Origin of the sequence: Streptomyces endophyticus (genome assembly GCF_035798155.1) — a bacterium.
Lineage (GTDB): Bacteria > Actinomycetota > Actinomycetes > Streptomycetales > Streptomycetaceae > Streptomyces > Streptomyces endophyticus.
This window is the reverse complement of sequence record NZ_JAOZYC010000117.1, coordinates 58,298-78,620: the sequence shown is the minus strand read 5'-3', so window position 1 is coordinate 78,620 and position 20,323 is coordinate 58,298. Positions and strand designations below refer to the sequence as shown.

The window sequence follows — 20,323 nt, the reverse complement described above, 5'->3', positions numbered from 1 at the left end:
GGGTCCCGATGGACCCTTGGATAGTCTCTGGCATGAGCATGACGCCGCGCCGAAGGTGAGGCGCGAAGGGGGCCGGCGCACAAAGCCGGGACAACACGAGTTACATGGGGACAACGGGGGTCTTCGTCGTGGCTTTGATGCTGCCGAACGGGCTTGAGTGGCTTCTCGAGATGTGCGGCTTCGACTGGCCCACAGGCGACGAAGACAAAATGATGGAGTGTGCCAATACCTGGCGCCAGTTCGCCGCCGATGTGACGGAACTCCAGTCCCGCGGCTTAACCGCCGCCGGCAACGTTCTCGCGGAGAACGCCGGGGACTCCATCGACGGATTCAACAAGACCTGGGAGAAGTTCGCCGGAGGATCCGGCTACTTCGACGACGCCCGCCAGGGCGCCGAGCTGATCGCCATCTGCATGGACGCCGCGGCGATGCTCATCATCGGGCTGAAGATCGCGGTGATCGCCCAATTGGTCATCCTGGCGCTCGAGATCGCCGCGGCCCAGGCCGCCGCCCCGTTCACCCTGGGCCTGTCCGAGATCGGCGCGATGGGCGCGGCCGCCGCCACGCGCATGATCCTGCGCAAACTCCTCAAGGAGATCGCCCAACAGATCTTGCAGGCGGTGCTGGAGACCACCAAGGAACCCTTCGTCTCCGCGCTCGAAGCCATGATCTCCGACGTGGTCGCCCAGACCGTCGAGCAGAACTTCGGCAAGCAGTCGGGCTACGACCTGGGCCGCACCGCCAAGACGGGTTACGAAGAGGGCAAGAGCGCCCTGGAGAACTCCGGCTCCACGTTCGGCGAGTCCCTGCGCGACGGCGCGGGGTCCCGTGCGGGGCACGGAGCTCGTGGCGGACTGACCAACAGTGGGGGCGACGGGGACGGCGGCGACGGTTCGTCGAGCTCTGGCGGTGACGGCTCGTCGAGTTCCGGTGGGTCGTCCTCCGGCGATTCGTCCTCCGGTGGGTCGCCGTCGAGCGGCAACTCGCCGTCCGGCGACAGCAGTTCGTCCAGCAACTCCCCCAGCTCCAGCGATTCTTCGAGCTCGCCCAACTCACCCTTGGGCGACGGGGGTTCGTCGAGCGACTCCTCCACCAGTACCAGTGGCTCGACGAGTTCGAGCGGCGGCGACTCCGGGCGCAGGGCACCGGACATCGGCGGTCCGCCGTCCTCTTCCCCGAGTACGGCGCCGAGCGGCGGGACGGACGGGGCCGGCGGCGCAGACTCGTCCGACTCCTCGTCGTCCTCGCCCGCGCCGAGCCGTGGCTCCGAGCCGCCCAGTCCGTTCGACGTGGGCACGCAGGCGTACCAGGACAGCATCAGCCAACCGTCGGGCAGCGACTCCTCCTCTCCGGACTCAGCTCCAGAGTCGTCCACACCGTCTGCCACGACGCCGGACGTCGAGGGCGGACCGGCTCCGGACACCACCCCCGACTCCGCCCGCCCGGACAGCACGCCGGACGCTCCGCCGAGCACGCCGCCGGGTAACGAGCCGTCCCTGTCCTCCGACCCGTCGCCCAACGGGAGCACGCGAACCACGCCGGACGTCAGCACCTCCCCGACGCCGGACACCACTCCGGACAGCGCTGCTCCGAGCCGCCCGGAAGGCGCCGGCACCTCCGCCCCGGACCAGGGCGCGTCGGTCCCGGACCAGCGCAGTCCCGAGCCCTCGCCGTCCACGCCGCCCGAGGCCGCGCCGACCCCGGCGCCCGACAACTCCAGCCCCGATCCCGGTGCGCACCAGGTCGACCGCGACTCGGTCTCCACCATGCCCGCGCAGGCCCAGGGCCCCACGCCGGACGGCTCCGGCGACGGCACCAACAACGACAACCAGAGCCAGGGCAGCGGCGGCCGCGCCTCCATGCCGAGCGGCGCCATGCCCGGCAACGCGCCCACCTCCCACGCCGGTCCCGGTCAGGGCCACGCGCCGTCACAGTCGTCCCCGACCCCGCACGACCCGGGCGACCCGAGCGACCCGGACATCGACCTCATGGGCGGCGTCGCCACGGCGGCACCCCCCGCTCCCCATGCGCAGTCCGGTGACGCGGGCGTCCCGCAGCAGGCAGCCGCGTCCTCCGCGGCGCCCTCGACGCCGGCCCCGGGCGCCATGCCGCCACCGACGGCCGGCCCCATCCCGACCCAGGCACCGGCTGCAAGCGGCCCCACGACGACACCGCGGGCAAGCACGCCCAGTGCCACGACGCCGCGTACGGATCAGCCGAGTTCCAGGCCCGCGACGCCATCGCGGGACACCCCGCAGAACCGCCCCGCGTCGCCGCCGCGCACCAGCACACCGCGCAGCGAGACACCGAGCCGTCCGACCACACCGCCCCGCGGCGAGCAGCCAACGAACCGTCCGACGGACCACCAGTCACCGCCCCAGTCCCCCACGTCCACACCGAACGACCAGGGGATGCCGGCACCGAACAACCAACAGCCGAACACCCCACAGCCGGACAACCAACAGCCGGACACCGCCGACCAGACGCCCGATCAGAACCAGCAGCCCACGACGCCCCCGCCCACATCCCAGGCGGACAACCTCTCGGACATCCGCGACGACCTGAACATCCCGCACGAAGGCCTGGCCACACCCGACCCCGCCCATCAGCAGGACCTGGAGAACGCCCACCCGAGGAACCCCGACGGCACCCCGCAGGTGTTCGCGGACCCGCGGCAAGGAAACTGGGCCGGTCTGCAGAACGACGGCGGCCCGGGAGTGCCCGGCCGGTCCAACAACTGCGCCGACTGCACCCGTTCGTTCCTCGAGACATGGTTCGGCCGCCCGACGGTGTCCGCCCCGCGCACCTTGGACGTCAACGCGGACGGCAGCCTGAACACCTTCTCCGCGGAGCGCGACTCGGTCGACAACCAAGCACGTTGGGCCGGCGCCCCCAGCACGTACGCGGGCAAGGACCACCCCAACCCGTACGCGCGAATAGCCCACGAGCTGTCGCAGGCCGGGCACGGTTCGGCGGCCGTGATCGGCGTCAACTGGCCCGGCGGTGGCGGCCACGCCTTCGCGGCGGTCAACCACAACGGCCAGGTCCTGTTCGTCGACCCGCAAACGGGCGTCGTCAGCGAGAACCCGATCCACCTGGGCGCCCAAGAGGTCTTCTACACCCCGCTGGACGCCGACCGGAATCCGATCACCCCGTACTTCCTGACACCGTCGACACCTCAGCCGTCCACGGAGAACACCCCGGACACCCAGTCGTCCCAACCTTCCACCGAGCCGTCCACCGAGCCGCCCCCTGAACCGTCCACTGACGGGACGCCCTCCGACACCGACGAAGACGCGCAAGACGACCAAGACGCGCAAGACGGCCAGGATTCCCAATCCCCCCAGAATTCCCCGGACTCAACGGAACCGACCCCGTCCACGGCAACGCGCCCCTCCGGCCCTCCGGACGGCTACGACAACCCCAGCGACGCCGACAACCGCGCACAACAGGAACGCTTCCCGCGCAACGAGGACGGCTCGTTCCAGCAGGCCCCCGATCCGCGCGACGGCTCCTGGCTCAACGACATCCGCGGCCAGAACCCCGACGACTCCGGCCGCGACGTCAACTGCCCCGACGGAGCACTGGCGTTCACCGACTCATACGCGGGCAATCCCACGGTCGCCGCCCGCCGCAGCCCGAACGAGGACGGCACCGCGGCCGACACTCCCGAGCCGGGCGGCCGCGACCGCATCGAGAGCACCCTGGGCGCCGAGTTCGACGACTTCGGCGACGGCCGCGACGCGTACAACAACCTGGAGACCACCCTCCTCAACGAGGGCCACGGCTCACAGGCCGTGATCATCACCCAGAACGCCGACGGCCGCGCCCACGCCTGGAACGTGGTCAACCACAACGGCCAGATCGTCTACGCCGACCAGCAGACGGGCCAGACCAGCACCACCCCGCTCCACAACGGCAACAACGGCGTCTTCGCCATCCCCCTGGACGCCAACCGCCGCCCCCTCCAGACCACCGGCCAACCCACCGCTCAGAACCAGAACCAGAACCAAGGCCCAAGCCAGAACCAGAACCAGAACCGCACCTCACCCGCGCCCCACAGCCCGGCCGGTTCAACCCCTGATCCCAACGACCCCAGCGCGGAGGCCACCCGCGCGGACCGCAACCAGAGCCTCCCCTCCCCGGAGACAGCGGCACAGGCACACGCGAACCTCCCTCCGGACACGTCGCAGGCAAGCCTTCGGGACTCGCACCATGTCCACCGCATCGGCATGGACCCGGTCCAGCAGCAGTTGCAGCGGTGGGCCGACCCCGTGGGCGACCCGCCCCGGTCGCCCTTGTCCGACCTGCTGGAAGAGTCCGTCAGGCGCCGCCAGGAACACGCGTTGGCCGCGCACGAGGTGCGGGTGGCCCGGGACGCCTACGACAGGGCGCTCAAGGAGGTCTCCGACGCCAAGGCGGCTCGGACCAGGGCGGAAGGCGCCCTGGCGAGGGCAAGGACTCCCGCCGCGACAACGAGGGCCGAGGCCAGGATGGCTACGGCGCAGCAGCGGCTCGCCACGGCCGAGCAGGCTCTCGAGGCGCCCCAGGCCGCCCACAAGGCAGCGATGGAGGCGCATCAGGACGTCTCGATGCCGCCGACGAGCTTCACCGACAGTCATCTCCGGGACAATCTGGATCCGGCGTGGTCGCAGATGAACGACGGCGAGCGGTACGCCGCGATCGCCGCGATCGCTCGCATCAGCCAGTCCTTCCACGCCAACAACGCCGTCAGCGTGAACCCCGACCCGGCCGCGAACAACGACGCGTACGGCGACGGGAACTTCCACGAATCCGCGGCTGCCTGGCGCCGTGACTTCTCCTCGCGTCCGGACGGGGCACCCCCTGCGGACGTACAGAGCCTCAGGAATCTGATCGCGGCGACGGACGTCAACTCGCCCGACCTCTCCGGCAAGAACTACGCGGTCGTGGAAGTCCTCGATCCGAAGACCGGGGAAAGTCACTACATCGTCGATTCGTCGCTTCCCGCCGGCGTGGACGGCGCCCCTTCGGCGCACTCCGAGTCGCACATCCTGAACTGGATCGACCAGCTCAACGAGAACCGGGGGGAGCAGTTCCAGGTCAAGATCAAGGGCCTCTTCACCGAACGTGAGCCGTGTGGCCTGCCCACCAGCAAGAAGACCCATCCCGACGGCACCGTGACCAGCCATCCCACCGGCCACGCCAACTGCAGCAGGACGATCCAGAACTGCCGGGCGATGGACGGTGTTCCCGTCTACTACGGCACGACCTATCGAGCCGACCCGGAGGTCAAGGACCTGAAGGCGGCCGAGCCGGACAGGCTGCGCGACTTGGACGCCTCCGAGCGGGACATCAACCGGACGATGCGCCAGTACCGCACGCCGAGCCAGGCGGTCCAGGACGCGGAGATGAACGACCACCGGGAGTTCATCAGCGGCCTCGTGGACATGCTGGCTCCTCAGCGGCCGGTCCCGTCCACGCCGGAAGGCCCCGACCAGGACACACAGCCCGCCCAGGCACCCCCGTCGGGCCCGTCCGGCCCCACGGGCCCCGACCGCACACCTCCGCCGGACCCGGCGGGCGCGGACCGTCGCCCGCCGGCCGACCCCGCGGGCACCACCCCGCCTCCCGACGGCGAACAGCCCGGTTCACCGGCGGGCGAGCAGCGACCGGCCGACGACGACGCGCAGCAGCCGCAGGCGACGCCGGCGGACGGGCACGACCTGCCCGGCGACGACACGCTCCCCGAGGGCCCGCGCGGCAATCTGCCGGACGGCTCCTGGGAGGGCGAGAACGGCCTGCGGCTGACGCCGGACGAGAACGCCGCAGCGGACGACTTCCTGCGGCAGTCGGCCGCAGCCGAACCGAGGATCACCGAAACTCTTCAGCAGATAGCGCACAACGTCGACGACGGGCGCCTGACGGGACTCGACTACCGCCTCAAGGGCGAGGATTCCCTCAAGCGCAAGCTGGCAACGCAGATGCTTGATGAACCCGACCGGACAGCGCAGTCGGCGCTTGGCAAGGTCAAGGACTCCATTCGGTACACGGTCGAGTTCCCTGATTCTCACTACACGCACGGCGTGCAGCAGGCAGTTGACACCCTTCGCCACCAAGGGTTCGAAAACGTCACGTTCAAGAACACCTGGGGATCCGAAGGCTACAAAGGCATCAACTCGACATGGCTCGACCCTGACACCGGCAAGGTCTTCGAGGTCCAGTTCCATACGCCCGAGAGCTTCACGGCCAAGATGGACACACATGTTCTCTACGAGAACGGGCGCCTGCCGGGCGTATCCGAGGCAGAGCGCGAAGCCATCCGTGCCGCGCAGAACGATGTCTTCGGGAGAGTGCCGGTACCGGAGGGAACAGAAGCCATCAACGTGGCGGACGACCTGGCCTCCACCGACTCACCTGCGGACGACCCTCATGTTCCTGCCGGCCATCACGGCCCGGGCACAGTCCAGAGCAACGCCCCGCCGTCCGAGCTTTCTCCCGCTGAGCGCGAGGCGTCCGCCGAACGACTCCACGAGCTGGAGCAGCAGTATCAGGATGACTTCGATCAACTCAAGCAGGATCCCGACCACAGAGGCAAGGTCAAGCCCTCCGAACTGGACGAAGCCCGGGTCGCCCTCGACCTGCGCGAGAACGGCACTGTCCCGCAGGACATCCAGCGGCCTCCGGCGGCGAACCAGGGCGATCTGTACTCTCCCAGCACTCAGGAGTACTACGACATCAAGGGCGTGCACTCCAGCTGGCCTCCGTACAACAACGTCCGAGACCGGTCGCTCCCCTACAAACAAGCCTATGACCCGGCAAACAACGAGGCGTGGGTAAACAAGTTGCGGGAGCAGATTGTCGACAAGAATCGCGCGGTTATCCTCGACGTGCGCAATGCGAATCAGGCCGCGATCGACGACCTGGCACAGATCATCGAACAGAACGGCTGGAGTGAGCGAGTTGTCTGGTACCCGTGATGTGAGCAGAACAGTGCGGGTCATGCCGACCGATCCCACGGGTGCGGCGGCACTGCTGGCCTGGTGCGAGGCGAGCGACGACGAGACGACGTTGGATGCCTCTCAACTCGACCTGTCCCGCGCCGATCTGTCGGGCGCCGACCTCGCGCTGGCGACACTCTTCGACACCGACCTCACCGACGCGAAGCTCGTCGAAGCGGATCTGTACCGAGCTCAGAGCGCCGACGCCGTACTTGACCGCGCAGACCTCACCGGGGCGTCGCTGGTGAAGGTCGACTTCCGTGACACACGGTTGCGGGGCGCCGATCTCACGCGCGCCGATCTCGGCAGTGCGGAGCTCTGGAAGGTGGATGCGCGATCGGCATCCTTCCGTCACGCGGTGCTCGACGGCGCGGCGTTCCAGGAAGTGTCCCTGCTCGGCGCCGACCTCACCGGGGCATCAGCGCACAATGCGACACTCAATGTCGCACTCGACGAGAGCACCGTGGTCACCGGCCTCACTGGTGAAATTCGCGGTCCGGCCCGCCTCGGCGAAGGTGATGCGGAGCGCGAACTCGCGGGACTTGAGCTTGAGTTGTGGCTGAACAGTCGTGGGGCGTCCGTCAGCGTGCTCAACTCCCCTCCAGGCACCGTCACCTACTACGCCCGCGTGGACGACGAATTTCCCCGCGAACGACCCGCCGGCATCGTCCGCCGACGCCGAGCCGGGAAGTCACTCAGCGACGAGGCCTTCACCCGTAACCTGCGCTGGGAACCGACGGAGTACTTGCGCCGCTACGAGCTGGGCCACAACGAGGACGACCACGTCGAGATCACCGAGGAAGAAGCCACCCGGTTCATCCTCCGCATCAGGGCCAAGCTCCACAGGTCGCATGGTCCGGATCACGCCGGAGGCGATACCTCGGTCCCGCCCCTCGGCGGACAGCCGGGGTGATCGAGCGGTGCGGCTGCCCCGGCTACGCGGCCATCAGCCGCTCGGGGAAGGGGAGTTCCGGGCCCTCGGGAGCGAGATCCCGGCTCCGGCTCGTCGCCATCCGGTGCGACCGGGTCCGTCATCGGCTCGACGACGGTGTCGTCGAGTGCCTGCGCGCGTGCCTGCGGTGTGCCGTCAGCGCTCGCCGCGGCCGACTTGGCCCGCAGACCCCTCTATCAACGTGACATACATGCTCTCAGCTCGTCGGCCGGTCCAATCTGGATGAAACAATGAAGGCTGTGGTCAGGGAACTGCGAGCGAAGGGCGTGAACCTCCGATGACCGGAAACCTGTCGGCCGGCGGGGTACTCAGTCGCCTCCGAGCCATCAACTGGGACGACTGGACAGTGGCGTTCGACCACTCGCGGTCGCGCGCTCTCCTGATGCGTGAATATCTGCGCAGGTCCGCCCAGTGGGCCCGGCACTACGGTGCCGAGAGCGTCTGGCCCTTCTTCGACATCGCTGAACACGTCGACGCATCCGTACAGTTGCCCCCGGACATCGCTAGCGACCTCGACGCGTTCCTGCGCGGCGGGATCGGTCCGAACTCGGTCGAGCGGACCGTGGTAGGCGCTGTCCGCTGGGCGGAGCTGCGCCGTCAGGAGCGTACGGACCTGCCCGGTCTCCCGGAGCCGTACGAGCCCTTGCTGCTCATGTACGGGCGTGGGGGCGGCTTCTACGTCGATCAAGCCATCGACCTCAACGGCGTGAGCCTGCCCCGCTGGAGTCTCGACACGGCCATCGCCGCTCCGCCGTTCCTGACGATGACCACGGCGACGCTCGATGCCCTGGATTCCGAGGCGAAGGGGAAGATCACGTACTTCGCGGTGGTCGACGAGGGCTTCCCGAGGGAACGGCCGCTGGGGCTGATGCGTCGTCGGGCGGTCGGGAGGGAGCCCGTCACCCGCGACGAGGCCTTCAGCAGAAACCTCCGCTGGGAGCCCACCGACTATTTCGACCTGTACGCGCTGGGACACAATGACACCGACCACGTGGAGATCCCGGAGATCGAAGCGGCGGCTTTCATCGACCGGATGATCCAGCGGATCAGGCCGTCCCGTTCCGCCTGAGACCAGGGATCCGACACGAGCCAGGGAGGGGCACAGTGCCCGAGCCGACCATCGACACCTCCGGAAACCCCGGAATCCCCGAGGAGGAGGTCGCAGGCCGCGTCGGCGCATGGTGGCGTGAGGGCGGGCGTGGCGGGCGCGTCGCCTTCCTCGCCCTGGCGGACAGCCACGACTCCTCGGCAGTCGTCCGCGCGACGCACGAGCGCGTGCCCGGCAGTGTCGTCGTCGACGCCACCGGTCTCACCGCCGAACAGGTCATGCGGCAGGCCCTCACGGCGCTCGGAGTCGATCTGTCCGCGGACAGGCAGGGCGCCTGGCGGTTCGCGCTCGGCGCCTGGCCCGAGGAGCGGTTGCTGCTGGTCGTCAACGCCCACCGTGCCGGTCCGACCCGACGCTCGTACGAGGCAGAGCGGTTGGTGACCCGGACGCTCCCGCGGCTGGCGCGCGGCAAGTTGACCGTGCTGGTCCATGTGGTTCCGCGGCTGCTGCCCACGGATACCGACTCCGGGACGGTGTTCCGGGTCTCGGCGCCCGCCACCGAGCCGACGGCGGCGCCGGACTCGGTGGCCGTAAGGGCCCTGGCCCTGGCCGAGCCCCGTCTCGTACCTCTCCCTGTCTGGGCCCAACTGGTCACGGCGCTGGCCGGTGAAGCCACGTCCGAGGACGAACTCGCCGCGCTCGCGCGGGAAGAGTCCGGTGTTCTCCGGCTCGGTCCGCTCGGGGTCTCCTTCATCGACGAGGGCCTGGCCGAGAAGGTGCGCCGGGACGTCGGGTCCGAGGTCGGAGCCACCGAACTCCGCGATCTCCATGGGCATGTGGTGGATTGGCTGACGCGTTCGGCTCCCGACCTTCGCCACCCCGAGGGATGGGCCCGGCGCGGTGCCGTCGGCCTGTACGCGGCCACGGGGCTCGCCATGCACGCCGTGCAGGCGGGAACGTACGAGGAACTTCTCCGGGACGGGAGTGTCGTCGCCCAGCTGCCGCAGACGGCACTCATGGACGCGGCACGCAGCATCACCTTCTACATCCCCGGAAACACGGCCGCCGCCGACGCCATTCACCTGTGGGGCTGGGGAGTCGTCCCGCGGCATCAGACGGAGTGGGCTTCGTGGCTGCATCTGATGGCTCTTTCGCGCAACGACCGCGCGTTCGCGTCGGCTGTCGCCTCCTCCGGTGTCGCCCTGCCCTGGCAGGCCAAGTGGACGAAGTGGCGGCCACCGGGCGGCCTGCACGCGGACTTTCTTGAAGCGGGGCGGTTGGCTGCTCTGGCGGAGGTGCGCTGGCAGGGGCGGCCCGCAGTCGCCGCTCTGGAGCAGCGGACAGTGAACGAGGACGAGTTGCTGTACGTCTCGGTCCGGGACATGGAGACGGGAGAGCAGCTCGCGGAGCCTTGGGAGGACGACGAGATTCCGGAGGAGCATCGCGCCGATCTCACCGTGCCCACGGCGTCCGGGAGCGGCGCCGCCGCGCCTGCCCTGACCGGCGAGCTGTTCGCCGCGTCGTCCCCGCGACGGGACGGCCGCGCCTTCATGCTGCCCTGCCCTCCGCTGGACCTAGGGGAAGTCACGCTGTTCGCGGGCGACTTGGGCCTGATCGCCGTCGAACCGACGGCCGGCGTGGACATCTCCGGCTTCGGCGCCCGCGCGCTCCCTCTCAGCAGTGATTACACGGACGCGGGTCCGTGCGGCCCGATCGACGCGCCGGCCCCGAGCCACGAGGACCTCATCACCGTGTTCGGCGAGGACCTGATCTATCCCATCCAGCCCGAGGACCTGCCGGACCGGCTCACCGATCCCGCGACGCGCGAACTCCTCCTGGAATTCGGCCTGCCGTACATGAAGGAAGGGGCCATGGGGCTTTTCCCGTTCGGCAACTGGGAGATGGGCATCCTCGACGAACGGCCCTCCTGGCCCGAGGGAATCGACCCCGTCACCGAAAGCGGCCCCTTCTTCCAGATCGGCAAGTGGGTGGGCGGCAAGCTCGTCATCGACGGCCCCACCGGCCACGTCCTGCGCGTCCCCACCGAGCCGGGCGAGGACCACCTCGGCGGCCTTCCCGTCGCGGACAGCCTCGAGGAATTCCTCACCATGGTCGCGGTGTTCGTCACCGGCTGGCGCTCACGGGACCTCGCGCCCCCGACCAGTGCCGAGCGCCAGCAGGCCACCTATTGGGTAGTGGGCGCACTGGCCGAGGTCAGCGAAACGGGCGGAAAGCAGCCCGCCTGGTCGTACGTACTCCACAACACGTGATGTCGCCCCGAAACGGCCAGGACCGGTGAACAGAGAACTCGAAAAGTTCCTCAGGGCGTACCTCGACCATGAACAGGCCTTCGACACCAGTGGATCCTTGCGCCGCACTCTGCACGCGTTCAGGCCCGAATATGTCGCCGCCGTGCGAGAAGGCTTGAAGTCCGCACTGACGGACGGCGAACTCTCGACAGCCGACTACGAAAGAATCACCGACATCGAGTTCGCGAGCGAAGAGGCACTCCACGCCTACCTGTGCGAGATGTTTCAGTACCTGTTCGAGACGGGGGAACGACAGCCGCTGCCACCCGAGTAGCCGGCCTGGGAGTGGCGAGGCCGAGCAGGCCCGTCGATGCTCCGCCTCCGCACTACAGCGACCTGATCGCTCTGTTCGGCAGAGCCGAAGAAGGGCCCGCAACGGGCATCTGGCCGAGCTGCCCGCCGCCCGTTCCTGGCCCCGGAAGGTTCCGCTGGATGCCGTGACACGGACCGATCGTGTCGGCGCTGCTCATCTCTCGCCCTCGGCTCAGAACAACCCGTGCCACATCTGCTCGACGATCACCGACCACCAGTTCCGCGGGTCGTCCAGGGCCGACGCGTCGATGGCGACGAGCTGCTTCTGGAGGTCGGCGACGGCGCTGCCCGCAAGCACCGGGCCGAGCGCGATCATCTCCTCGCGCGTGGTGTGCAGGAGAGCCAGGGAGCGGGCGAAGGCGGACACCGAGGCGTTGACGCGGCGGCCCGCGCCGTTCTCCGGTGTGACGGCCCAGACCTGGCCGACCGGCTCGCCCTCCAGCTCGGACCCCGTGCACTGGACGGTCATCAGGGCGACCCCGTCGGTGCCGATCCGGACGTGGCCCTCCAGGAACGCGAGGGTCTCGGTGCCGGCCTGGGAGCCGATCTCGCGCAGATGCGCGGCGGCGTTGCCGAACAGGCCGCCCGGCAGCTGTGCCTGCGAGCTTTCGCCCGTGAAGAAGAACGGGACGTCGGCCGGAAGCCCCGCCCACGTCAGCGTGGCCTTGGTGGCCTCGGGGAGCGGGGCGCCCGCCACGTCGTCGGCGTCGTAGCGGCGTACGTCATCGGCGCCGAAGGCCTCCGTCAGCTCGCGGCCCAGGGCGACATCGCGCAGCGGCTCGGCCGGCTCGACGTCGGTCGGCACCGGCGCCCGGTGGGGCCGGGGCGGCGGCTCCTGTCCCGCGATCCGGTGCATCTGCTCGACGTGCTCGACCAGCCCGGCGACCGCCTCCGCGCGCTCCTCGCCCCGCAGGCCGTACTCCTGCGCACAGCTGAACCTGGCCTGGGGGAACCGGCGGCCGAGCAGCAGGCCCGGGTAGCCGCCCGGGAGCAGGCTGGAGCTGAGGTCGGTGTGGATCGCGACCACGTTCTGCGTGGGGACGCCGCGGCGCTGGAGCTCCCCCAGCGCCCGGATCTCGGAGTGCGGCTCGCCGGGGGCGGAGTTCACGGCGAGGCTCGTCTCCTCGCCGGTGGCCGGGTCGACGTAGGTGAAGACCGCGGTGTTGCCGGGGCCTGTGACCGGCGGCTGCGCGGGCGGCGCCGTCTCCTGGCCGCCGCCGTGCTTCTGCTGGTACATGCGCACGACTTCCTCGACCGGCACGGACGGCCAGGTGCTCAGCTCGCCGGTGCGGCGGTCGACGACGCCGCAGGAGTGGCCGATCGTGGCGGGCGGCCTGCGCTTGCCCGTGACCGGGTCGCGCTCCATCGGCGGGGCCGCGGCCCACACCACCCAGCCCAGGTCGAACTCCTGGACGCGCACCTCACGGCGCGTCTGTCCCTCAGGGTTGAGCCATCCCTCGGCGGTCGCGAGCGCCTGCTCCTGGCTGATCACGGGAACTCCCTACGAGTCTTCGGGCGGGCCTGGGTGCAGGCGGTCCGGCACGGGCGCCCCCGAGGCTAGCGGCCCGCGCCGGTTGGACGTCAGGCGGTCGGACGGGCGTCGGGCTCGGCTGCCCGGGGCGCGGGTACGTCGGGCGTATCGGGCTGCGACGGGCGGATCCGCAGCGCCTTCACACCGTTTTCCGTGGCGACGAGGAGGATGCCGTCGGGGGACATGTCGGTTCCCGTGAAGGGCGTGGCGGAGACCAGGGCCGTGACGATCTTCTCGTCGCCCTGCTGCTCGCCGCGGTGCCAGACGCGTACGTAGTCGGCGCCCCGGCTGAACCCGAGCGGTGCGGCGGCGCGCTCGTCGTCCGAGGGGCGCTGGATCCGGGTCGGGTCGGCAGCGATGACGGCGCCGGTGGTGAGGTCGTGGACCAGCACCGCGGGCGACCCGGGGTCGTCTGCCTGCAACAGGTGGGCACCCGGGGTGCCTTGAGGGACCACGCTGACGGCGACCGCGAGCGGGCCCTGCTCCCCCGGCAGCCTGCCGACGGTCACACCCTCGACCCCGCCGACCGGCACACTCCACAACGTGTGCCAGGGAAGCCCGGGCAGCGCGCTGCGCAACACCGCCGCGTACTCCGGCAGTCCGTCCTCGACGAACGCGGTCTCCAGGAACGCCGCCCGCAGCATGGCGGGCGCTTGCGTCCGGGTGAGCAGCGGGGCCGTACGCAGATACGTGCGCGCCGGTGCGTCCAACTCCTCGTAGGGCAGGGCCTCCACCGCGGCGCGCAGCAGCACGGGGTCGGCCTGGGCGAACAGGTTGGGGTCGGTGAGGAGCCGGGGAAGCAGCCCGGCCTCCAGGGTGTGCCCGGCGATGCGATCGCGTACGTACTCCCCTGCCTTCGCCCAGTCCTGGTCGGGGACGGCCTCCAGCAGCTCCATGGCGATGCGCGCCTGCGCGCCCGGGACATCAGGGATGCCCGCCCGGACGGCCTCGCCGATGCCCGGGTGCTGCAACGCCACGAGCGTCCGCTCGCCCTCGGGAATGTCCTCGGGTATGTCTTCGCCGGCCCTCTCGACGGGGCGGATGAAGGGGGCGGCGAGCAGCAGGCCGCGCGCCATGTCCTCGCTCATGTCCCGCTCGGCGACGGCGGAGGCGAGCGGGGTCAGCAGGTGCACGGGCAGTCCTTCGCCCTCGGCGAGGGCGAGGGGCGCGAGGATCTGCCGCAGGGTGCGGGGATGGGCGTCGAGCCGCTGGGCGTGCAGGTCGAGCACTTCGCCTACGCTGCCCGGCAGTTGGCCGGCATCCGCCGGATCGAACCCCTCCGGGTGCGTCAGGATCGACTGTACGGCGAGGTGCACGGTCAGGCGGCTGCCCGCGCCGTCGCCCGCGTGCCGGGCTATGGCCTCGGCGAGCTCGCGGCGAGCGGCGGGGTCGGTCGTGAACGGCAGGTCCGGGGCGCCGAATTGGGGGTTGAGCAGCGCATCGGCCTGCAGCACGAGGCCTTCGGGGTCGGCCCACTCGGGTGCGTCGAGGTCGATGATCCGGGCCGCGCCGGAGGGCAGGCCCTCGGCCAGCTCGTCGGCGAACTCCCGGGGTACATCGGCGAGAAGGCGTACGGACTCGACGGCGGCGAGGGGCTTCAGCACGTCCCGCACCACGCGCGCGGGCTCCCCCGCCCCGCGCACCGGTCCTGCCCGGTCCACATCCGGCACCACGATCGTCACCGGCCGCCCGGACGCCGGGAGTTGGCCGAGTTCGGGGAAGATGTCGGCGGTGCGGGTCGCGGACAGTTCGAAGTGGTCGGCGAGCAGCCACAGGGTCTGCGCCGCCGTGAGCCCGGCGACGCTCGGCACCGCGGGTGCGGGCAGGTCCGGAGGGACGGTCGCCGGGTCGAACGCGTCCAGTTCGAGCCCCTTGCGGTACTCCGGGTCGCAGAGCATCAGGAACCCCGTGAGCAGCCGCGAACACCCGGTGCCCGGGCTGCCGGTCAGGACGATGACCCGCGGCGCGCCCGGCCACTCCATCCGCCACGCGGCGAGCGCGCGCAGCGCGGCATTGCGTCCCCCGATGTACGGGTGGGGCTCATGGGCGGCCTTGGCCTGCACTGGGGCCTGGGTCGGGCTGGTCATCGCTCCCCCGTTGTCCTGTCCGTCCGGCACCGTCACATCATGTTTGACCGTACGACGTTCATCCTATGGGGGTCGCACGGGGCGAATCACGCCCCGGCTGTCGCTTGTTACCCAGGTGTGGCGTGCGCGGGTCAGCCGTCCAGGCGGCGCCGTGCGAGCCAGGTGACGATCTCGGGGGCGTGGTGGTCGAAGAACAGGGAGCCGCCGGTGTCGAGGGTGGCGATCCGGTCCAGCTGCTCGTCGGTGAGCTCGAAGTCGAAGACGTCGATGTTCTCGGCCATCCGCTCGGCTCGCACGGACTTGGGGATGGCGATGACGCCGCGCTGGGTCAGCCAGCGCAGCACCACCTGGGCCACGGACTTGCCGTGCTCCTTGCCGATCTCGGCAAGCAGCGGATTGCTGAACAGGTCGTTCTTGCCCTCGGCGAAGCCGCCCCAGGACTGGATCCGTACGCCGTGTTCGCCCATGAGGTCCTGGTAGTCGGCGCGCTGGAAGAAGGGGTGGGTCTCGATCTGGTTGACCGCCGGAGTGATCTCGTTGTTGACGATCAGGTCGATCAGCCGGTCCGGGTAGAAGTTGGCGACGCCGATCGCCTTGGCGAGGCCCTCGCGGTTGAGGTTCTCCATGGCGCGCCACTGGCCGTAGACGTCGCCGAAGGGCTGGTGCATCAGGTACAGGTCCAGGTGGTCAAGGCCCAGCTTGGTCAGCGATGTCTCGAAGGCGCGGCGGGTGTTGGTCTCGGCCGGGGCGTCCTGGATCCACAGCTTGGTGGTGACGAACAGTTCCGCGCGCGGGATGCCGCTGGACCTGATGGCGCGGCCGACGGCCTCTTCGTTGCCGTAGGCGGCCGCGGTGTCGAGCAGGCGGTAGCCGGCGGCGAGGGCCTCGGAGGCGGCGCGTTCGGTGTCGTCGGCGGGGATCTGGTAGACGCCGAAGCCGAGGATCGGCATCTCGACGCCGTTGTTCAGAGTGACGGATTGCATGGGGGTAAGTCCTTTGCCGCGCGGGCGAGTTGGGGTCAGGGGCGGACGAGGGCCTTGAGGACCCGGCGGTCCGCCATGGCCCGGTAGGCGTCCGGTGTCCGGTCGAGGGAGAAGGTCTCGTCGAAGACGCGGCCGGGGGCGATGGTGCCGTCCAGGACATCGGGCAGCAGCTGCTCGATGTAGGCGCGGGCAGGGCTGGCGCCGCCGGTCAGCGTGATGTTCCGCATGAACTCGGCCGGGCCGATCGGGCCCTCCTCGTACTGCGGGACGCCCAGGCGGCTGATGGTGCCGCCGTCGCGGACCGCGCCGAGCGCGGTGTCCAGGGACTGGCGGGTGCCGACGGCCTCGATCACCTTGTCCACGCCGCCGGTCAGTTCGCGGATGCGGGCGACGCCCTCCTCGCCGCGCGCGGCGACGACGTCGGTGGCACCGAAGTGGCGCCCCAGTTCGGTACGTGTCTCGTGGCGTCCCGCGAGCACGATCCGCTCGGCGCCGAGCCGCTTCGCGGCGATCACCGCGCACAGGCCGACCGCGCCGTCCCCGACCACGAGCACCGCGTCCCCGCGGCCGACACCGGCGGTGACCGCCCCGTGGTGGCCGGTGGTCATCACGTCCGACAGCGCGAGGAGCGAGGGCAGCAGCGCGGAGTCGGCGGCCACCGGCAGCTTGACGAGGGTGCCGTCCGCGTACGGCACGCGGACGGCCTCGCCCTGTCCGCCGTCGACGCCGTCGAACCCGTAGCGGCCGCCGTTGCGGCAGGAGATGTGCAGGCCCTTGGCGCAGTAGTCGCAGGTGTTGTCGCTGTACGTGAACGGGGCGACGACCAGGTCCCCCGCCTTCAGGCCGGTCACCTCCGCGCCGGTCTCCTCGATCACGCCGAGGAACTCGTGCCCCATGGGGCGGCCCGTCTCGGTGGCGGGCATCGACTGGTACGGCCACAGATCGCTGCCGCACACGCACGCGGCCAGCGTGCGCACCACGGCGTCGGCCGGCTGGACGATCTTCGGGTCGGGCCGGTCCTCGACGCGGACGTCGCCGGCTCCGTACATCAGGGCTGCACGCATGTCAGGCGTACTCCAATCGGGTGTGGTGTCGGGGGATGTGGTTGATCAGCGTTCGAGCATGCGCGCCTGGGCCTCGGTGTGGGTGTCACCGGCGGCGGGCGGCAGGCTGCTGAGCCGGTCGAGCTGCTCGCCGGTGAGCGTGAGGGCGTCGGCGGCGGTGTTCTCCTCGACGCGGGCGACGCGCTTGGTGCCGGGGATCGGGGCGATGTCGTCGCCCTGCGCGAGCAGCCAGGCCAGCGCCACCTGTGCGGGTGTGGCGTCGACCTCGTCGGCGAGCGCGAGGTTGCGGCGGAAGTTCTCGCCGGTGAAACGGGGGTTGCCGCGCCGGAAGTCGCCCTCGTCGAACTGGTCGGTGGAGCGGACGGTGCCGGTCAGGAAGCCGCGGCCGAGCGGGGAGAACGGGACCAGGCCGATGTTCAGTTCCCGCAGGACCGGCAGGACGCGCTCCTCGATGCCGCGTGTCCACAGCGAGTACTCGGACTGCACCGCGGTGACGGGCTGGACGGCGTGGGCGCGGCGGATCGTGTCCGGGCCGGCCTCCGAGAGGCCGAAGGCGCGCACCTTGCCCTCGGCGATCAGCTCGCCGACGGCGCCCGCGGTCTCCTCGATCGGTGTGTTCGGGTCGACCCGGTGCTGGTAGTACAGGTCGATGTGGTCGGTGCCGAGCCGCTGGAGGGAGCCCTCGACGGCCGTGCGGATGTTGGCCGGTCCCGAGTCCAGGTTCCAGGCGCCCTCGCCGCCGTGCGAGACCAGGCCGAACTTGGTGGCCAGCACCGCCTGGTCCCTGCGCCCCTTCAGCGCCCGGCCCAGCAGCTCCTCGTTGGTGTACGGGCCGTAGATCTCGGCGGTGTCGATGAGCGTGACGCCCAGGTCCAGCGCCCGGTGCACGGTCCTGATCGACTCCGCGTCGTCGGTGCCGGAGCCCGTGTAGCCGTGGGACATCCCCATCGCGCCCAGGCCGATCCGCGAAACCTCCAGGTCACGCAGGTTGATGTACCGCATGTCGCCCTCTTTCGATCCGTGGCGTACCCGGCACCCTCACTCTCGCCCGCCCCGGCAGGTCGCGCCTGTGGTGGCGGGGTCGAAGGCCGGTGTGCCGGCGTCTTGCTCGTTCACCCTCGCCCGGATTGCGCCCCTGTGGCAGGGCGGGCTCTTCAGGGGTAATGACAGGGCCCCCCTCAGCCCTGCGGGGCGGGTGCTCATCGGGTGAGACTGGAGCCATGGCAGCATCGACGAGCGCGCACAACGAGGGCGCCGAGCTGGGCCGCTACCTGCGCGCCCGCCGCACCCAGACAAGCCCCGACCACGTCGGCCTCACCGTCGGCGCCGGCATCCGCCGCACCCCCGGCCTGCGCCGCGAGGAGCTGGCCACCCTCGCCGGTATCAGCATCGACTACTACGTACGCCTGGAGCGCGGCAAGGAGACCCGGCCCAGCCCGGCCGTCCTCGACGCGCTGGCCCGCGCCCTGCGCATGGACGACCAGGAGCACCAGCACCTGCGCGAGCTCGCCGCCCGCGCCGCCCGCTACGTCTCCGAGCCACCGCCCGCGCCCAGCCGCACCGTGCGCCCCCACCTCAAGCTGCTCCTGGAATCGCTGCGCCCGAACCCGGCGTACGTCATCAGCCGCAGCATGGACATGCTCGCCTGGAACCCCGGTGGCCTCGCCCTGTACGCGGGGCTCGACGACTGGCCCGTGAAACAGCGCAACCTCGCCCGCTACCTCTTCCTGCACCCCGCGGCCCGCGAGCTGTTCACCGACTGGGACCGGCAGATCACGGCCTGCGTCGCGCGCCTGCGCGCCATCGCCGGCACCGCGCCCGACGCCCCCGACCTCACCAACCTCGTCGGCGAGCTCCTCCTCAAGAGCCCCGACTTCGCGGGCCTGTGGGAACGCTACGAAGTGACCGGACGCAAGCCCGCCCACAAGACGTTCCACCACCCGCAGGTCGGAACCGTCACCCTCACCTCGCAGTCCCTGCACGTCGAAGGCACCCCGGGCCAACGCATCGGGGTCTACACCGCCGACCCCGGCACCCCCGACCACGACGCCCTGCTCCTGCTCGACATGACCGCGCCGGCGATGAGCCCGCCTCACGCCTCCGCGTAGGAGAACGGCTCGGCCTCCGCGTACCGCTGCGTGACGTCCCCGGCCAGTGTCGTGTCCGACAGGTCAAGCCGCTGGGTGCGTGTGAAGTCCAGGCGGGACAGGTCGGTCCAGAAGATGTCGGTGCGGTACGAGGAGGCGAACGCGTAGACCCGGTTCGTCAGGTCGGACAGGGTCGACCAGATCGTCTGGGAGATGTTCGGCTCGTCGCCCTCGGGGAGGCCGAACGGCTCGGCCGTGTTGCGCAGCACGCTCAGCAGCGCGGCGTAGGCCTGGGTGTCGCTCTGCGGCGGCGGAAGGTGATCGCGGTAGTAGCGGGCTCGTACGAACCGGTCGGCGGCCACGGTCGTGCCGGGCAGCGGAGCGTCGCCGCCGAAGCCCGTGTACTTCTTCAGGTTCGCCAACTGCTCTTCGTATGACGGTGAGTTGGTGAGCACCGTGTGTTCAGGTCCGTGGTGGACGTGCGCGACACCGTCGAGGAACTCGACGACCGCCGAGTCGCCGGTGGCGTCCTCGACCGCCAGATGCGTGGTCGCGCCCTTCGTGTTCTGCATGGCCTGGGCGAGGATCTGCACCGGGTGCGCGGCGAGGAAGTCGACGAGCTGCGCGACCGTCGAGAACTGGTCGAGGACGAACTGCCCCCACTGGGACTGCTCAAGGCCCGCCTTCGACGTGTCCCGCTCGCCGTAGTCGGACTCCACGAGCCACAGCAGATGGGCGGCCAGGCCCGCCTCGTTCATGCCGTCGCACACCGCCCGGTCGTAGGCGGTGGCCACCACGCTGCCGTAGCGGCTCGTCCAGGTCAGCGGCTCGGGATCGCCGGGGGCGCCGTCACGCGCCACCCCCCGCGGGGTGACCCACAGGTCGGTGTGCAGGTCGAACTTCCAGTCCATGTTGCGCCCGCAGAGAGCGGGGAAGCCCTCCGGCGTCCAGATCACACGCGTACACATGA

At 70.4% G+C, this 20,323-nt stretch carries 12 protein-coding genes; 6 read left to right on the top strand and 6 right to left on the bottom strand.

The window, feature by feature from the left end:
* Nucleotides 1–104 precede the first annotated feature (104 nt).
* The 5 genes from OKJ99_RS17975 to OKJ99_RS17955 all read left to right on the top strand — a co-directional run bounded on the left by OKJ99_RS17975 (nucleotide 105) and on the right by OKJ99_RS17955 (nucleotide 11,563).
* The gene (locus OKJ99_RS17975) at nucleotides 105–6,959 is read left to right on the top strand and encodes a toxin glutamine deamidase domain-containing protein (protein ID WP_456115188.1); all 6,855 of its coding nucleotides are present in this window, start codon (nucleotides 105–107) and stop codon (nucleotides 6,957–6,959) included.
* Between the two features lie 22 nt (nucleotides 6,960–6,981).
* Nucleotides 6,982–7,893 (top strand): pentapeptide repeat-containing protein, encoded by a 912-nt coding sequence (locus tag OKJ99_RS17970; RefSeq protein WP_326017481.1) that lies wholly within the window; start codon nucleotides 6,982–6,984, stop codon nucleotides 7,891–7,893.
* A 316-nt stretch (nucleotides 7,894–8,209) separates the two neighbouring features.
* Entirely contained in the window at nucleotides 8,210–9,001 is a 792-nt protein-coding gene (locus OKJ99_RS17965; protein ID WP_326017480.1) for a hypothetical protein, read from the top strand.
* Between the two features lie 35 nt (nucleotides 9,002–9,036).
* Entirely contained in the window at nucleotides 9,037–11,250 is a 2,214-nt protein-coding gene (locus OKJ99_RS17960; protein ID WP_326017478.1) for an SUKH-4 family immunity protein, read from the top strand.
* 25 nt (nucleotides 11,251–11,275) lie between these two features.
* Nucleotides 11,276–11,563, top strand: coding sequence for a hypothetical protein (locus OKJ99_RS17955; RefSeq protein ID WP_326017476.1), 288 nt, complete (start codon nucleotides 11,276–11,278; stop codon nucleotides 11,561–11,563).
* A 210-nt stretch (nucleotides 11,564–11,773) separates the two neighbouring features.
* On the opposite strand, the gene OKJ99_RS17950 is transcribed toward OKJ99_RS17955, so the two are convergent.
* The 5 genes from OKJ99_RS17950 to OKJ99_RS17930 all read right to left on the bottom strand — a co-directional run bounded on the left by OKJ99_RS17950 (nucleotide 11,774) and on the right by OKJ99_RS17930 (nucleotide 18,268).
* Complete coding sequence (locus OKJ99_RS17950; protein ID WP_326017475.1) at nucleotides 11,774–13,093, bottom strand: SUKH-4 family immunity protein; 1,320 nt, start codon at nucleotides 13,091–13,093, stop codon at nucleotides 11,774–11,776.
* An 89-nt stretch (nucleotides 13,094–13,182) separates the two neighbouring features.
* Nucleotides 13,183–15,219: an ATP-binding protein gene (locus tag OKJ99_RS17945; RefSeq protein ID WP_326017473.1), complete on the bottom strand. Its 2,037-nt coding sequence runs from the start codon at nucleotides 15,217–15,219 to the stop codon at nucleotides 13,183–13,185.
* Nucleotides 15,220–15,350: 131 nt separating this feature from the next.
* Nucleotides 15,351–16,202 carry an aldo/keto reductase gene (locus OKJ99_RS17940; RefSeq protein ID WP_326017472.1) on the bottom strand — a complete coding sequence of 284 codons (852 nt, stop codon included), beginning with the start codon at nucleotides 16,200–16,202 and terminating at the stop codon, nucleotides 15,351–15,353.
* Nucleotides 16,203–16,237: 35 nt separating this feature from the next.
* On the bottom strand, nucleotides 16,238–17,266 hold the full coding sequence (locus OKJ99_RS17935) for a zinc-binding dehydrogenase (RefSeq protein WP_326017471.1): 1,029 nt from the start codon (nucleotides 17,264–17,266) through the stop codon (nucleotides 16,238–16,240).
* A gap of 45 nt (nucleotides 17,267–17,311) precedes the next feature.
* Nucleotides 17,312–18,268 carry an aldo/keto reductase gene (locus tag OKJ99_RS17930; RefSeq protein ID WP_326017470.1) on the bottom strand — a complete coding sequence of 319 codons (957 nt, stop codon included), beginning with the start codon at nucleotides 18,266–18,268 and terminating at the stop codon, nucleotides 17,312–17,314.
* Nucleotides 18,269–18,486: 218 nt separating this feature from the next.
* Here OKJ99_RS17930 and OKJ99_RS17925 point away from each other — a divergent pair, with 218 nt between their 5' ends.
* Nucleotides 18,487–19,374: a helix-turn-helix transcriptional regulator gene (locus OKJ99_RS17925; RefSeq protein ID WP_326017468.1), complete on the top strand. Its 888-nt coding sequence runs from the start codon at nucleotides 18,487–18,489 to the stop codon at nucleotides 19,372–19,374.
* On the opposite strand, the gene OKJ99_RS17920 is transcribed toward OKJ99_RS17925, so the two are convergent.
* Complete coding sequence (locus tag OKJ99_RS17920) at nucleotides 19,359–20,321, bottom strand: linear amide C-N hydrolase (protein WP_326017466.1); 963 nt, start codon at nucleotides 20,319–20,321, stop codon at nucleotides 19,359–19,361. The genes OKJ99_RS17925 and OKJ99_RS17920 overlap by 16 nt on opposite strands.
* Between the last annotated feature and the right edge of the window lie 2 nt (nucleotides 20,322–20,323).